This window comes from Brevundimonas sp. (genome assembly GCF_030704825.1).
GTDB lineage: Bacteria > Pseudomonadota > Alphaproteobacteria > Caulobacterales > Caulobacteraceae > Brevundimonas.
The window spans coordinates 1-14067 of the sequence record NZ_JAUYNX010000016.1; the positions used below are offsets into that span (position 1 = coordinate 1).

The 14067-nt window shown below is 69.5% G+C and carries 12 protein-coding genes, 1 tRNA gene and 2 rRNA genes; 8 read left to right on the forward strand and 7 right to left on the reverse strand.

The annotated features are described in order from the left end of the window. The 5 genes from Q8Q71_RS08790 to Q8Q71_RS08810 form a co-directional block, all read left to right on the forward strand. Positions 1–394: ribosomal RNA gene (locus tag Q8Q71_RS08790) — 23S ribosomal RNA — on the forward strand; the annotation flags it as partial. 70 nt (positions 395–464) lie between these two features. Next, positions 465–579: ribosomal RNA gene (rrf, locus tag Q8Q71_RS08795) — 5S ribosomal RNA — on the forward strand. Between the two features lie 77 nt (positions 580–656). Next, positions 657–733 (forward strand) — tRNA-Met (locus Q8Q71_RS08800). Between the two features lie 175 nt (positions 734–908). After that, the gene (locus Q8Q71_RS08805; RefSeq protein WP_305759212.1) at positions 909–1283 is read left to right on the forward strand and encodes a BlaI/MecI/CopY family transcriptional regulator; all 375 of its coding nucleotides are present in this window, start codon (positions 909–911) and stop codon (positions 1281–1283) included. Next, entirely contained in the window at positions 1280–3004 is a 1725-nt protein-coding gene (locus Q8Q71_RS08810) for a M56 family metallopeptidase (RefSeq protein ID WP_305759213.1), read from the forward strand. The genes Q8Q71_RS08805 and Q8Q71_RS08810 overlap by 4 nt, the downstream gene beginning before the upstream one ends. A 162-nt stretch (positions 3005–3166) precedes the next feature. Here the strand turns inward: Q8Q71_RS08810 and ileS are convergent, their stop codons facing one another. Further along, the gene (gene ileS / locus Q8Q71_RS08815; RefSeq protein WP_305759214.1) at positions 3167–6088 is read right to left on the reverse strand and encodes an isoleucine--tRNA ligase; all 2922 of its coding nucleotides are present in this window, start codon (positions 6086–6088) and stop codon (positions 3167–3169) included. 226 nt (positions 6089–6314) lie between these two features. Between ileS and Q8Q71_RS08820 the strand changes: the two genes are divergently transcribed. Beyond that, complete coding sequence (locus Q8Q71_RS08820; protein WP_305759215.1) at positions 6315–6848, forward strand: DUF3828 domain-containing protein; 534 nt, start codon at positions 6315–6317, stop codon at positions 6846–6848. On the opposite strand, the gene Q8Q71_RS08825 is transcribed toward Q8Q71_RS08820, so the two are convergent. Genes Q8Q71_RS08825 through Q8Q71_RS08840 form a run of 4 tightly spaced genes read right to left on the reverse strand, consistent with a single transcriptional unit; the run spans position 6826 to position 9425 of the window. Then, positions 6826–7782 (reverse strand): bifunctional riboflavin kinase/FAD synthetase, encoded by a 957-nt coding sequence (locus Q8Q71_RS08825; protein WP_305759216.1) that lies wholly within the window; start codon positions 7780–7782, stop codon positions 6826–6828. The two genes, Q8Q71_RS08820 and Q8Q71_RS08825, sit on opposite strands and share 23 nt — an antisense overlap. A gap of 7 nt (positions 7783–7789) precedes the next feature. Next, positions 7790–8251 carry a MaoC family dehydratase gene (locus Q8Q71_RS08830; protein ID WP_305759217.1) on the reverse strand — a complete coding sequence of 154 codons (462 nt, stop codon included), beginning with the start codon at positions 8249–8251 and terminating at the stop codon, positions 7790–7792. 29 nt (positions 8252–8280) lie between these two features. Beyond that, on the reverse strand, positions 8281–9150 hold the full coding sequence (locus Q8Q71_RS08835; RefSeq protein WP_305759218.1) for a TIGR01459 family HAD-type hydrolase: 870 nt from the start codon (positions 9148–9150) through the stop codon (positions 8281–8283). Further along, positions 9147–9425, reverse strand: coding sequence for a hypothetical protein (locus tag Q8Q71_RS08840; protein WP_305759219.1), 279 nt, complete (start codon positions 9423–9425; stop codon positions 9147–9149). Before Q8Q71_RS08840 ends, Q8Q71_RS08835 begins: the two co-directional genes overlap by 4 nt. A 792-nt stretch (positions 9426–10217) precedes the next feature. On the opposite strand from Q8Q71_RS08840, the gene Q8Q71_RS08845 reads away from it, so the two are divergent. After that, positions 10218–10562 (forward strand): glycine zipper 2TM domain-containing protein, encoded by a 345-nt coding sequence (locus Q8Q71_RS08845; RefSeq protein WP_305759220.1) that lies wholly within the window; start codon positions 10218–10220, stop codon positions 10560–10562. On the opposite strand, the gene Q8Q71_RS08850 is transcribed toward Q8Q71_RS08845, so the two are convergent. Further along, positions 10532–11359, reverse strand: coding sequence for a hypothetical protein (locus Q8Q71_RS08850; protein WP_305759221.1), 828 nt, complete (start codon positions 11357–11359; stop codon positions 10532–10534). The two genes, Q8Q71_RS08845 and Q8Q71_RS08850, sit on opposite strands and share 31 nt — an antisense overlap. Before the next feature lie 510 nt (positions 11360–11869). After that, entirely contained in the window at positions 11870–13138 is a 1269-nt protein-coding gene (locus Q8Q71_RS08855) for an EAL domain-containing protein (protein ID WP_305759222.1), read from the reverse strand. A gap of 107 nt (positions 13139–13245) precedes the next feature. On the opposite strand from Q8Q71_RS08855, the gene Q8Q71_RS08860 reads away from it, so the two are divergent. Next, on the forward strand, positions 13246–14016 hold the full coding sequence (locus Q8Q71_RS08860; protein WP_305759223.1) for an SDR family NAD(P)-dependent oxidoreductase: 771 nt from the start codon (positions 13246–13248) through the stop codon (positions 14014–14016). The last annotated feature ends 51 nt before the right edge of the window (positions 14017–14067 follow it).

Consider the following 14067-nt stretch of genomic DNA (forward strand, 5'->3'; position numbering starts at 1 on the left):
TGGCACCTCGATGTCGGCTCATCACATCCTGGGGCTGGAGCAGGTCCCAAGGGTATGGCTGTTCGCCATTTAAAGTGGTACGTGAGCTGGGTTCAGAACGTCGTGAGACAGTTTGGTCCCTATCTGCCGTGGGTGTTCGAAGCTTGAGAGGATCTGTCCCTAGTACGAGAGGACCGGGATGGACATACCTCTGGTGGACCTGTCATGACGCCAGTTGTGCAGCAGGGTAGCTATGTATGGAATAGATAACCGCTGAAAGCATCTAAGCGGGAAACTAACCTCAAAACAAGGCTTCGCTGAGGATCGTGGAAGACTACCACGTTGATAGGCCAGGTGTGGAAGTGGGGCGACCCATGAAGCTTACTGGTACTAATAATCCGATCGGCTTGATCGTTTCTCAGCAAAACTCATTCGATTTTCGAATACGACAATGTCTTCTCACAATCGTCTATCCGCCTGGTTGACCTGGTGGCTATGTCGGAGGTTCCCCACCCGATCCCATTCCGAACTCGGTCGTTAAGGCCTCCAGAGCCGATGGTACTTCGTCTCAAGGCGCGGGAGAGTAGGTCGCCGCCGGGTCTACCAGACGGATAGATGATTGTATTATGGGCTGTCGCCCATCTCTCGAACTGCTCTTCCCTTACACTACCGTTTGCCGCGGGATGGAGCAGCCCGGTAGCTCGTCAGGCTCATAACCTGAAGGTCGCAGGTTCAAATCCTGCTCCCGCACCCAAGATCTGAAAGCCCCGCCCGGCATCGCCGGCGGGGCTTTTGGCTGTTCGTCTCGGGGCCGGCTGGCCGGGAGAAGCCCTTTCCTTGCCAGGAGTTCACCTCCACCGCCTCAATTCTGCCGCACTGCGCTACAAACGTAGCGCGACAAATGTAGTGACGATCGGATGGAGCCCGCCGTGATCGAGACCCTGCCGCGACGCGAACGAGAGGCGTTCGAGGTTCTGTGTCGTCTTGAGGAGGCCACTACCGGCGCCGTTCGCGCCGCGATGAGCGGCGCGCTCAGCGATTCCGCGGTCCGGACCTTGCTGTCCCGGCTCGAGGCCAAGGGGTTGGTCGGGCGCCGGTCGGCCGAGGACGGCTTCGTCTATCGACCCATGCAACGGCCGCAGACCCTGGCGGCCGGAGCGCTGAAGCGCACGGTCGACACCTTCTTCGCCGGCTCGGCGGTTTCGGCAGCGACGGCCCTTCTGGGTTTGACGAAAAAATTGAGTCCCGAGGAGGTCCAGGCCCTGGAACGGGCGATCGAGCAGGCCCGGGAGCGCGGCTCGTGAGCGCCGCCCTTGTTATCGAACTGCTGCTCAAGTCCGGTTTCATCGCAGGCGCGGGCCTGGCCCTGGCGTGGGCCCTGCGTTTCCGTCCGGCGGCCGACCGGGTCGACATCCTGAGGGTCAGTGTCTGCCTGCTGGTCGCCCTCCCGCTGGTGATGGCGGCCGCGCCCGGCCTGTCGGTTCCGCTGTTGCCGCCGCTTGAGGCCGCCGCCGCCCTTCCGTCCCCGGTGGCCTGGGCAGGGGCGGTCGAACCGGTCGAAGGCGTGACTCTTTCCGGCTCGATCCTGTGGCCGTCGGTTGCAGACCTGGCGCTCTGGGCCTGGGCCGCCGGCGCCTTGCTGGTGCTGGGCCGGTTCGCACTCGGAGTCTGGACTCTGCGGCGCTGGACCCGGAGCGGCCAGATGGTGACTGCCCCGGCCTGGACCGCGCCTCTCGACCGCCTGGACGCCGCACGGCGTCCGCGGCTGGTGGCGTCCGCAGCCGTCGGCGCCCCGCTGAGTTGGGGGACGCCGCCCGGGGTGGTCCTGATCGGCGAGGACCAGTTGGCCCGCCCCGAGACCGCCCGCGCCGTCATGGCGCATGAACTGGCGCATCTGCAGCGCGGCGACTGGGTCTTCCTGGCCCTGTCCCGGCTGGCGCTCGGCCTGTTCTGGTTCAATCCGCTCGTGTGGAGACTTCACGTCGTCCTGTCGGCGCGCAGCGAAGAAGCGGCGGACGCCGTCGCCCTCGGCGAGGTCGATCGCCGCTCCTACGCTCGAGCCCTCGTCGACCTCGCCGCCGACTTCAACCCGCCCGCCGCCCTGGGGATGGCGGGACCTGCTGAAACCCTCACCCGAAGGATCGCCTGCATCATGAAGACTCCCGCCCCGCTGCGTCCCCGCCCCCTCGCCATGGCCCTGACGGTCGGCGCCCTCATCGCGGTCGCCACGCCGATCGCTGCTCTGGATCTGACGCATCGCGCAGAGGCCGCGCCCGAAGCGGCGGGCGCGCCGGTTGCGTCCGCCGCTTCCGTCGATGTTCTCGCTCCGATCACGGAGGTTCGAGCCGCCGCTGCGGTCATGCCCGCCGCGCTCGTCGCGTCAGACGAGGCGTGGCTCGCGGGCCAGGATGACCATACACCGACCCCGCCTGCTCCGCCTGCTCCGCCTGCTCGGCCCGCTCCGCCTGCTCCGCCGCCCCATGCGGCTCTACCGGTCCCGCCCACTCCCCCGGCCCCGCCCGCGCCGCCGGCTCCTCCGGCCCCGCCCGCGCCGGGCGGCTCCGGCTGGGTCCATAGCGCCCGTCCGTTGACGGAACAGGAGCGGCAGGCGGTCGCCGAAGCCCGTCAGGCGGCCGCGGAGGCGCGGATCGAGGCGCGGGAGGCTCGCCGTCAGGCGGTCGAGGCCCAGGCCCGGGCTCGCGCGTACCTCGCCGGCTCGGAAGGCGCTCGAACCCATGCCCGCGCGGCCATGGCTCATGCGGCGGAGGCCCGCGCCCAGGCGGCCGTCGCCCGTGAACAAGCCGCTCGCGAAATGGCCAATGCGCGGGTGCACATGGCCCAGGGCGCCGAGCAAATGGCCGCGGGGGCCGAACGGATGCGCCAGGAGTCGGCGCGACGTGATTCCGCCTATCGCGCGACCCAGATCGAACGGGCGCGAGAGCATCGCGAACCCGTCAACCCCGCCGAACTGCAGGCCATGGCCTTGCGTCTGACAACCCAGGCCGACAGCCGGCGTCGCCCGTGACTACGCGGCCCGCGAAAAATGGTCACGCGCGGCGCGCCAGCCGTCCTGATCCGAGGATGTGAACGCCCGCCGATCAATCCAGATCGGCGGGCTTTTCGCGCGCGCAGAACCTCGTCCAGGCGCGCAAGCCGGCGGGCCAGCAGGGCGCCCTACGCCGACCAATTAGCCTCGCTGCGTGTCCCACCAGCGCACAGCGTCCGCGTCGCGGGCGCTGAGTTCGGGATAGGCGGGGTCGGAACCGACGTCGGGCACGCGGCGCCATGAGCGGGCGCACTTGGGATGGGCGGCGAGCCGGACCTCGACCGCGACCGCGACCGCGTCGCCGCCGACGACCAGTTCGGCGCCAGAGGTGCGGAACACCTCGGCGGCGTCAAGGCCCTCGAAGGCCGCGAAGGCTTCCAAGGGACCGGTCACCACGGGCCAGGCGTCCAGCGCCCCGCCGATGGTCTTCTCCCGCCGCGCCGCTTCCAGCGACTCATTCACGATCTCGAGCACGGCCTGGACCCCAAGCCAGCGGTCAGCCTCATCCCGGTTGCGCCAGCTGTCCGGAGTTTCCGGGATCACCCGGGCGCAGTTCGAACCGCCCTCCGGGTACCGCGTGCCCCAGGCCTCTTCCATGGTGAAGGGCGTCAGGGGGGCCAGCCAGGCGGTCAGGCGCAGGAAGACCTCATGCATGACGGTGCGGGCGGCGCGGCGACGGATGGCGTCGGGGCGATCGCAGTAGAGGCTGTCCTTGCGGATGTCGAAATAGAGGGCCGACAGGTCGTTGGAGCAGAACTCCAGCACCGGCCGCACGACATCCTGGAAGCGGTATTCGGCGTAGGCCTTGCGGACGTCGCGATCGAGTTCCCACAGCCGGTGCAGGATGAACCGCTCGAGCGGCGGCATCTGGTCGAGCGGCAGGCGCTCTTCCTCGTCGAAGCCGACCAGGGCGCCGAGCAGGTAGCGGACGGTGTTCCTCAGCTTGCGGTAGGCGTCGACCGTGGTCTGAAGGATCTGCTTCCCGATCCGCTGGTCCTCGGCGTAGTCCACGAGGGCGACCCAGAGGCGCAGGATGTCGGCGCCGGATTCCTTGATGACGACGGCGGGGTCGGTCGTGTTGCCCCGCGACTTGGACATCTTCTCCCCATTCTCGTCCTGGGTGAAGCCATGGGTGAGGACGGCCTCATAGGGGGCGCGGCCGCGAGTGCCGGCGCCTTCGAGCAGGTTGGACTGGAACCAGCCGCGGTGCTGGTCCGAGCCTTCGAGATAGAGGTCGGCGGGCCAGTGCGAGGGTCGGTCGCCGGTGTAGCCGTGCGCCGGATCCCGCACTTCCAGGGTGAAGGCGTGGGTGCAGCCGGAGTCGAACCAGACGTCGAGGATGTCCTCGATCTTCTCGTAGCGGGCCGGGTCGTGAGCGCCGAGGAAGTCGGCGTCGGGGCGGGTGAACCAGGCGTCCGCGCCGCCCTCGGCCACCGCGGCGGTGATCCGGGCGTCGACCTCGGCGTCGATCAGCGGCTGGCCGGTCTGTTTGTCGACGAACATGGCCAGGGGCGTGCCCCAGGCGCGCTGGCGGCTGATCAGCCAGTCGGGCCGGCCCTCGACCATGGAGCGGATGCGGTTCCGGCCGGCCTCGGGGTGGAAGTCGGTCTTGTCGATCGCCTCCAGCGCCCGCTCGCGCAGGGTCCCGTCGTCCTCGAGCGGCGCATCCATGCGGATGAACCACTGGGGCGTATTGCGGAAGATGATCGGCGCCTTGGAGCGCCAGCTGTGCGGATAGGAATGCTCCATCCGGCCGCGGGCCAGCAGGGCGCCGGCCTCGATCAGCTTGTCGATCACCGCCGGGTTGGCGGGCCCGAACTTGCCGGTCTTCTTGCCCTCGGTCTCCAGCACCTTGAGGCCGGCGAACAGGGGGACGTGGTCGTAGTAGGCGCCGTCGGGATCGACGGTGTCGGGCACCTCGTGATGGCCGTGGGCCTTCCACACCTCGAAGTCGTCGGCGCCGTGGCCGGGCGCGGTGTGGACGAAGCCGGTGCCGGCGTCGTCGGTGACGTGGTCGCCGGCCAGCAGGGGCACAGAGAAGCCGTAGCCGGGCGACAGCTGGGCCAGCGGGTGGGCGCATTCGAGGCCCGACGGGTTCAGGTCGTCGATGCGGGTCCAGGTCGCGATCTTCGCGGCCTTGAAGACGTCCCCGGCCAGTTTGTCGGCGACGATCAGCCGGTCGCCTGGTTTGGCCCAGGGCTCGAACTCCAGCCCGGTCTCCATGGCCGTGACCTCATAGAGGCCATAGGCGATCTCGGGGCCGTAGCTGATGGCGCGGTTGGCCGGAATGGTCCACGGCGTGGTGGTCCAGATCACGACCGAAGGCGTGGCGTGGCGGAAGGCCAGCAGGTCGTCGGGGTGATCGTCGGTCGCCCCGGTGACCGGGAATTTGACCCAGACCGTCGGACTGACGTGGTCGTGGTATTCGATCTCGGCGTCGGCCAGGGCGGTGCGTTCGACCGGCGACCACATGACGGGCTTGGAGCCGCGGTAGAGCTGGCCGGAGTTCTTGAACTTGTGGAACTCGGCGACGATGGCCGCCTCGGTCGTGAAGTCCATGGTGGCGTAGCGGTGGTCCCAGTCGCCGAGGACGCCCAGCCGCTTGAACTGATCGCGCTGCACGTCGATCCAGCCAGCCGCGTATTCACGGCAGGCCTGGCGGAACTCCGCCTTGGAGACCTCGTCCTTGCGCCGGCCCTGGGCGCGGTAGCGTTCCTCGATCTTCCACTCGATCGGCAGGCCGTGGCAGTCCCAGCCGGGGACGTAGTCGACGTCGTGGCCCAGCAGGAACCGCGAGCGGACGACGAAATCCTTCAGCGTCTTGTTGAGGGCGTGGCCGATGTGGATATCGCCATTGGCGTAGGGCGGGCCATCGTGGAGGACGTAGAGCGGCGCGCCCTCGGCCTGACGCTGTTTGCGCAGGGCGGAATAGAGGTCGCCCCAAGCCTCGATGATCGCCGGTTCCTTCTGCGGCAGGCCGCCGCGCATGGGGAAGGGCGTCTCGGGCAGGAAGACCGTCTCGCGGTAATCGCGTCCGGTGGGCGTGTCGCTGGCGTCGGCCATGAAGTCTCGTCTCGTCGTCTGTGATCGTTCGCGAAGTTTCGATATCCCGGCGAGCACGGGGCCAGCGGCCCTGCGGCGCTACGCCGGGCGACGAATCGAAATCGGGCGAAACACGCGGACGGTCATGGTGGCGCCGGTCTAGCAGAGGCTGCCCCTCCTGCGCCAGTCGGGATTGCCACCGGGTGGCGGCGGCGGGATAGTCGGAGCGACCTTGGGAGTGTTCGTCATGGGCCGGAACGTTCTGATCATCGCCGTCGCCGGCTTCGCAGCGGTCGCCGCCTGTTCCTCGCCGGAAGGGGCCGCGCCGGAGCCGGCCGACGCGCCGGCCGCCCTGCCGCCCGGTCGGCCCGCGATCTACGAGGCGGCGAGGGCGGGGCCGGAGGAATTCGTGCGGGCGATCTATGCGGCCTACGCCGCCGACGCGATGGGCGAGTCGCCGGCGGCGGGGCAGGACCCGATCTATTCGCGGATGATGGCCGCCCGGATCGGGGCGGACGCGAGGCGGCCGGGCGGGGAGCCGAGGCTGGACTACGACCCGATCTGCGACTGCCAGGACCCGGCGGGGATGGGCCCGGCGGTGGTGGAGGTGACCGGCGCCTCGACGACCGAGGCGACCGGAGTGGTCCGATTCCCGCAGGCCGGGGAGGAGAAGACCCTGACGCTGAAGCTGCTCAAGGAGGGCCCGATGTGGCGGGTCGAGGACGTGCTGGTCGAGGGCCGGCCGCCCCTGTCCGAGGTCACGATGGAGGGGCTGGAGTAGCCAGCACGGCGCGGGCCGCGGCCGCGTCGGCCCCGATCTGGACCTTGAGGGCCTCGAGGCCGTCGAAGGTCATTTCCTCGCGCAGGAAGGCGATCAGGTCCGTCTCGACGGTCTGGCCGTAGAGGTCCTCGTCGAAGTCGAACAGCCAGACCTCGAGCAGGGGCTGGTCCAGCGCGTACATGGGGCGCAGGCCGAGGCTGGCGACGCCGTCGAACGTGCGGCCGTCCCATTTCTCGTTTTTTGGCAGACGGGTGCGGGTCGCATAGATTCCGTAGGCCGGGCGCATGTAGTCGCCCATGGGGATGTTGGCGGTCGGGACGCCGATGGTGCGGCCGCGCTTGTCGCCGTGAACGACCTCGCCCTCGATGGCGAAGGGCCGGCCGAGGATGGCGGCGGCGCGGGCCATGTCGCCGGCCTTGAGCGCCTCGCGCACGGCGGAGGAGGACAGTTTCAGCCCGTCGGGATCGTCGATCCGGTCGGCGACGCTGACGGTGAAGCCAAGGGCCTCGCCCTGGCGGCGCAGGCCCTCGGGCGAGCCCGTGCGCCCCTTGCCGTAGGTGAAGTCGAAGCCGACGGCGGCGTGCCGGATCCCCAGTCCGTCGGAGAGCACGTCCCGGGCGAAGGCCTCGTCGGACATGGCGGCCATGCCGCCGTCGAAGGGCAGGAGGTACAGGATGTCGACGCCCAGCGGCTCCATGGCCCGGGCCATCTGGCCGGGCGTCATCAGGCGGAAGGGGGCGGCGTCGGGCTGGAACCAGCGCCGGGGATGGGGATCGAAGCTGACCACGCCGAGCGGGGCGCCGAGCCGCCGCGCGGCCTCGCGGGCCTCCGCGATCACCGCCTGGTGTCCGCGATGCACGCCGTCGAAGGCGCCGATGGCGACGGCGGCGCCCCTCAACTGCTCGGGCAGGCCGCGCCAGTCGGTGACGATCACGGCCCGGTCAGTCCTTCGCGGGACGCCGGCGGCGGGGCACGCGGACCAGGGCGACGCCATCCATGATCAGCTTGCCGTCGACGAAGCCCTCGCAGTCCAGCTCGACCCGGGCGCTTTCCGGGTCGACGGATTTGACGCTGACCCGGACCAGGACCTGGTCGCCGATGCGGACAGGCAGGTGGAAGCCGAGGGTCTGGGACAGGTAGATGGCCCCCGCGCCGGGCAGGATGGTGCCGACCACGGCCGAGCCGAACGAGGCCGTCAGCAGGCCGTGGGCGATGCGGCCGCGATAGGCGGTCTTCGCGGCGAAGGCCTCGTCCATATGCACGGGGTTGAAGTCGTCCGAGGCCTCGGCGAACTGCTGGATCCGCGCCTCGGTGACCGGGATGACCTTTTCGGCGGTCATGCCGACGTGCAGCTCCTCGAGGATGTAGCCGCCGGACGGATGTTTGCTGACGAGTTCGGTCATGGCCCGGCCTTAGCGTGAATCGAGACCGGTCACCACGTCAGATCGAGCGCGGCGTAGCGGGCGTACGTCGTTTCCGCCTTCAGCAGGTCGGCGGCGCGGGCCGGGTCGAGGCGGCCGTCGGGACCACGGGCGGCGTCGCCGTGGATGCCCTGGGCGACGAACAGGCAGTCCAGCGCCTGTTTGGCAGCGCCGAGGACGTCGGTGACCACGCCGTCGCCGATGCACAGGACGCGCGACCGGTCGACGGGTTTACCGAGCAGGTCGGCGGCCTCCCTGAGCGCCAGGTCGTAGATCGGGCCGAAGGGTTTGCCGGCCATGACGACGCGGCCGCCGAGGCTTTCGTAGAGGTCGGCCAGGGAGCCGCCGCACCAGATGAGTTTGTCGCCGCGCTGGACCACCCGGTCGGGGTTGGCGCAGATCATCTCCAGATCGCGGGCGGCGCCGGCGGACAGGCGGTCGCGGTAGTCCTCGGGGACTTCCGTTTCGTCGTCGATCATGCCGGTGACCGAGATGAAGGCGGCGTCCGCGGCGCCCGCCGCCATCGCCAGGCCGAGGCCGTCGTAGAGGGGGGCGTCGCGCTCGGGGCCGATGATCCATGCGGGGCCGGGCGCGCGCCTGGCCAGCTCCACGCGGGTGGCGTCGCCGGAGGTGACGACGGCGCCCCAGGACTCCCGCGGCACGCCCAGGCCGTCCATCTGAAGGATCATGCCCGGCGAAGGACGGGGCGAGTTGGAGATCAGCACGACCTGGCCGTGATCGCGGTGGAAGCGGGCCAGGGCGTCGCAGGCGGCGGGCCAGCTTTCGCGGCCGTTGTGGATCACGCCCCAGACGTCGCAGAGCAGGATGTCGTAGTCGCCGGCGATGTCGCCGAGACCGTTCAGGGCGTGGGGGAGGGTCATGGGGCGGAGATAGCGGGTTCGGGGGTGGGGGAGAAGGGTTGGGTGGACTGCGGCTCACCCAGTTCGGTCAGGGCCTCTATCAGCAGCATCGGATACGGGATGATGAAGTCGGCGGGGTTGGCGCGGCCATCCTCGCGCAGGGTTCGAAGGTAGAACTCTTCGCGATTGCAGAGCGGCTGTTCCTTGCCGCTGGCGATCTGTTCGAGACGCCAACGCTGCAAAGCGTGAGCACAGGCGCGAACCCAGCGCTGTCGCGACATCCGGCGGGGCTTCATGGCGGCGATATCCTTTCGTTGCGGGCAGGCGGAAACCCTCTTCGGCATCGCTGCCGAAAAGTGCGGGGAGGGAGCGGGGCCGCCGGGCCTCGCCCGGAGAGCTATGGTTTTACCGTTTCGACGAGACAGACGCCCCGCGCAGCCGTTTTCCACACGCCCTCCGGTTGGCGGCCCTTCTTCGGGCCTTGCCGGATCATCCGCCGCCGCCATTGCTGACGACGGCGCGGGGCGGACTTGACGCAATGGGCGACATCGGTCCGCAATCCGCAGGCGCGCGGCGAGCAGGGGACGCCATCCATCGACGTCCTCAAGGACCCCCGGGATATCCGTCTCCCGGGCTTCATCGCTCGACCACAGCCCGCCGTCATCGAGAACGTGGATCCGACGCCCTCCCCGCCGACGGGATGGGCAGGAGTCTGGCACGGCCCCCACATGCGGCGCGCAAATGACGCTGCATTTCTTAATTTCCGTGGAAAAACAACGGTCGGGGTGTGAAAATTGGTGTGTCTGGAAATGAAATTGTAGCAGCGTTTCCTTCTCCCCTTGAGGGAGAAGGTGGCCGAGCGGAGCGAGGTCGGATGAGGGGTGAAACACCCGTCTGTCCGTGGACCGCGTCTGCTCTCGCCGGCGCGCACGCGGACGCAGCCCCCTCATCCGCCCCTCCGGGGCACCTTCTCCCTCAAGGGGAGAAGGAATCCGTGCGGCGCCCCTCAAGCGGAGGGCCTCTCTACCCGCCCCGGAACGGCCCCCGTCCTGCGGAGTTTGAAGGCCGGGGCCTGAGGGAGAGACGCGATGCGAGCCATATCGATCACCGCCGCGGCGGCCTGCGGGCTGATGCTGACGGGGTGCGCCACCATGCGCGACGACTACGCCTCGGCGTGCGAGCGGGACTACGCCCGGAACCGGGAGTTCGCGACCGGCGCGGGGGCGGCGCTGGGGGCGGCGGTCGGGGCGGCGGTCGCCGGGCGCGACAACCGCGAGGAGGGGGCCGCCATCGGCGCCCTGGCCGGAGCCCTGATCGGCCACCAGCTGTCCGAGGAGGAGGACCCCTGCGGCTACGGCTTCGGCGGCTACAACCGGGATTACCGCTATGGCCGCGAGCGGGTCTACTGGCGGGACGACGACCGGCGCTGGTGAGGCCCTGAGGCCGTCCCGATGGAGTCGGACGCGGGTCGGCTCCAGATGTCCGGGGCGCACGCCACATCCAGAACCGCCGCCTCATCGGAGCCCGCCGTCACGGGCCGGGCGGGCCCGGCGTCCTCGGTCCGGGGGCCGTAGCCGCCGTCGGCCCGCGCCGGGGCGGACCATTGCAGATCGGCGGTGCGGCGCCAGCTGCAATCGACTTCCCACCAGGACCACACGCCCCGTCCGTCCTCGCCGGTCCGCTTCAGGCTGCGCACCTCCCATTGCGGCCCGCCGCCGTCCAGGGTCGCCCGGTCCACCAGCACGGCCGCCGGTCCGGACCGGGCGACGATCAGCTCGAGAGGGCGTTGACGGATCGCCTGGGCGCTCAGGGGCAGGGCGGCGGCCATCGCCGCCTCGACGCCCGGCGCCGGCGGCGTCCCGGGGTGAGGGACCCGGCCGTCGCAGACCGCCGCCTGCAGCGCCCGCCCCAACCGGTCGTACGGACGCAGCGGCCGATGCCAGGCCTCGCCCTCGAAGGGCGGGGGCGCCGAATCCTCCGGCCTGATGTTCTTCGCCGCGATCAGGGCCGAGGTTCCGGCGGCGCAGTCGGTCTCCAGCACCAGCCAGAACGGCTGGACGCCCTTCCGGACCCGCAGGACCCGCGCGCGGACCCGGTCGCCTTGCCGCGGCGTCGACGCCTCGAGCCAGGTCGCCAGGGTTTCGTCGCCGTGAAGGAAGGTCAGGCGCGCCGGCGGTTCGGGCGCGGGCGCCTGCAGGCTCATCATCGCGAACAGGGCGGGCAGGATCATGGGGATATCGAACCCGCCGTGGCCGGAGCGGCCACTGTTCGAATCTGACGGTAGGGTCTTTGCCCCGTCCCTGATCGCCGATGTTCTGCGTTCTTGCCCGAATAGCCTTAGTTGTATTTTATCGAAACCGAATACAATCTAAGAACGTCAAACTGAGGAGAATCCAGCATTCCGGATCTCACTGACCCGCCCGCCCAGGAGCTTCCCCCAGTTACGGTGAGCCCCGGGATTTTCACAACTCCGGACGCCGCCGGTTCGCCCGGGCAGCGTCCGACGCGCGTCCACGCCGACGGGGTCAGGTACACGCTGTCGACGTCGGGAACACAGGCGGACGGCGCGCGGGCAGCCGTGACGATGCAGGCGAACGCCGGACCCCTTGCGCAGTGGGGGGACCAGGTCGTGGCCTCCATGGCCGCCTGTGCCCCTGATCTGGTGCAAACGCCGCTATAGGCCAAGGGTCCGTCGCGATCCCGATCAGCTCGACGCTCTCCGGCGCCTGGCGTTCGGCCCCTACCCGAACCGCCGCCGCTGATCCGCGCTGCGCAGCGTCGAGCGGATGAAGTCCGCCGGGGGGTCGGTCTCGGCGAGGACGGCTTCCTTGATGGCGCGGGGTTCGCCGAACAGGTGGCCCTGGCCCATGGCGATGTCGAGCTCGAGGATGTCGACGATCTGGCGCTCGCTCTCGCATTTCTCGGCGATCAGCTCGATGCCGTAGCGGCGGGTCAGGCCGGCGAAGTCGGCGGCGGAGATGTCGCGCAGCGACGGCAGGGCCGAGGCGCCGTCGAGGTCGAGCAGCTGTTCGATCAGCAGGTCGGCCGCCACCTTCATGAACTTGACGTCGGACCGCTGCAGGTCGGCGAAGTCGAGGTCCAGGGTCTGGACCTTGTCGATCGAGAAACGGAAGCCGAGGTCGGCCAGCTTGGCCATGTTGCGGGCCTCGACCGCGCCGCGGGCGTCGAAATTGGCCTGCCCCAGTTCGAAGATCAGGGCCTGGTTGAGGTCGCGGTTCTCGCTGAGAAAGTCGAGGAACTGGGGGAAGAAGGTCTCGTCGCCGAGCGACGAGAGGGCGACGTTGCAGAAGACCCCGACCTTGCGGTCCTGCCGCGCCAGGCGGCGGACGATCTGGGCGCAGCGGAACAGCAGCAGGTTGTCGATGGCCGGGACCAGGCCCTCGCCCTCGGCGACCGAGAGATATTCGGCCGGCATCATGATGCGGTCGTCGGCGGCGCGCAGGCGGGTGAAGCTCTCGTAGAAGATGGTCCGGCGCTGGGGCAGGGAGACGACCGGCTGGAGGTAGAGGTCGACGCGGTTCTCGGCCAGGGCCTCGTGGATGGTCTGCAGCAGGACGTTGGACTGCTCGCGGTGCCGGGCCTCGTAGGTGTTGGTCGGGGCCGGCTGGGAGACGCGCTGGTCGATCGACTCGCTCATCTGCTGGATCAGGGTCTCCAGCATGCGGACCTCGCCCGAGAGGGCCTCGTTGGAGGTCACGGCGCCCGACTCGATGGCCTGGGCCAGTTCGGTCAGGGCGCCCTGGGTCGACTCCATGGCGTCGGCGAGCAGGCGGTGGGCCTCGCGGACCTGTTCGATCTCGCGGCGCAGGGCGGCCTTGTCGGCGCGGCCGGCGACGCCGGCGTGGACGGCGACCATCAGGCCGAGGGTGGCGATCGCCCCCGCCGCTCCGGCCCCGGCGCCGAGGCCGGCGCGCCACACGAAGGCGCCGACCGTCAGGGCCAGGAACAGATAGCCGAAGAACAGAAAGCCCTGGGTGAGTGCGCGCATTGGAAACGGATGGTCCGTCTTCCCGGATGGAATCGCCCGAGTATCGGGGTATCAGAGCAGATCGCCTAGGCTTCCGCACGAATTCTCCCCACTCTTCGAGGTTAACGATGGAATTGTTCGATCTGAGCGGCAAGGTCGCCGTCATCACCGGCTCCTCGCGCGGCATCGGCAAGGCCATCGCCGAACGGATGGCCGAGCACGGGGCGCGGGTGGTGATCAGCTCGCGCAAGGCCGGGCCGTGCGACGAGGTGGCCCAGGCGATCAATGCGAGGCACGGCGAGGGCCGGGCCATCGCCATTCCGGCCAACATCGCCTCGAAGGAGGAGCTGCAGCGGCTGGTGGACGAGACCAACGCCGCCTTCGGCCGGATCGACATCCTGGTCTGCAACGCGGCGACCAATCCCTATGCGGGGCCGATGGCGGGGATCAATGACGAGCAGTTCGGCAAGATCCTGCAGAACAATGTGGTGTCCAACCACTGGCTGATCCAGATGGTCGCGCCGCAGATGCTGGAGCGGAAGGACGGATCGGTGATCATCGTCTCGTCGATCGGGGGCCTGCGGGGCAACGCCCTGATCGGCGCCTACAACATCTCCAAGGCGGCGGACATGCAGCTGGCGCGCAATCTCGCCGTGGAGTGGGGGCCGTCGAACGTGCGGGTCAACTGCATCGCGCCCGGCCTGGTGCAGACCGACTTCGCCAAATATCTGTGGGAGAACCCGGACCTGCTGAAGCAGGTCACGGACCCCGCGCCGCTGAAGCGGATCGGCCAGCCGGACGAGATCGCGGGGGCGGCGGTCTATCTGGCGGCGCCGGCGTCCAGCTACATGACCGGCCAGACGCTGGTGGTGGACGGCGGGATCACCATTGCCTGGTGAGGGCCTCAGCGACGCGCGCTCAAATAGCCCGACGGGCGGTAGCGCGACAGG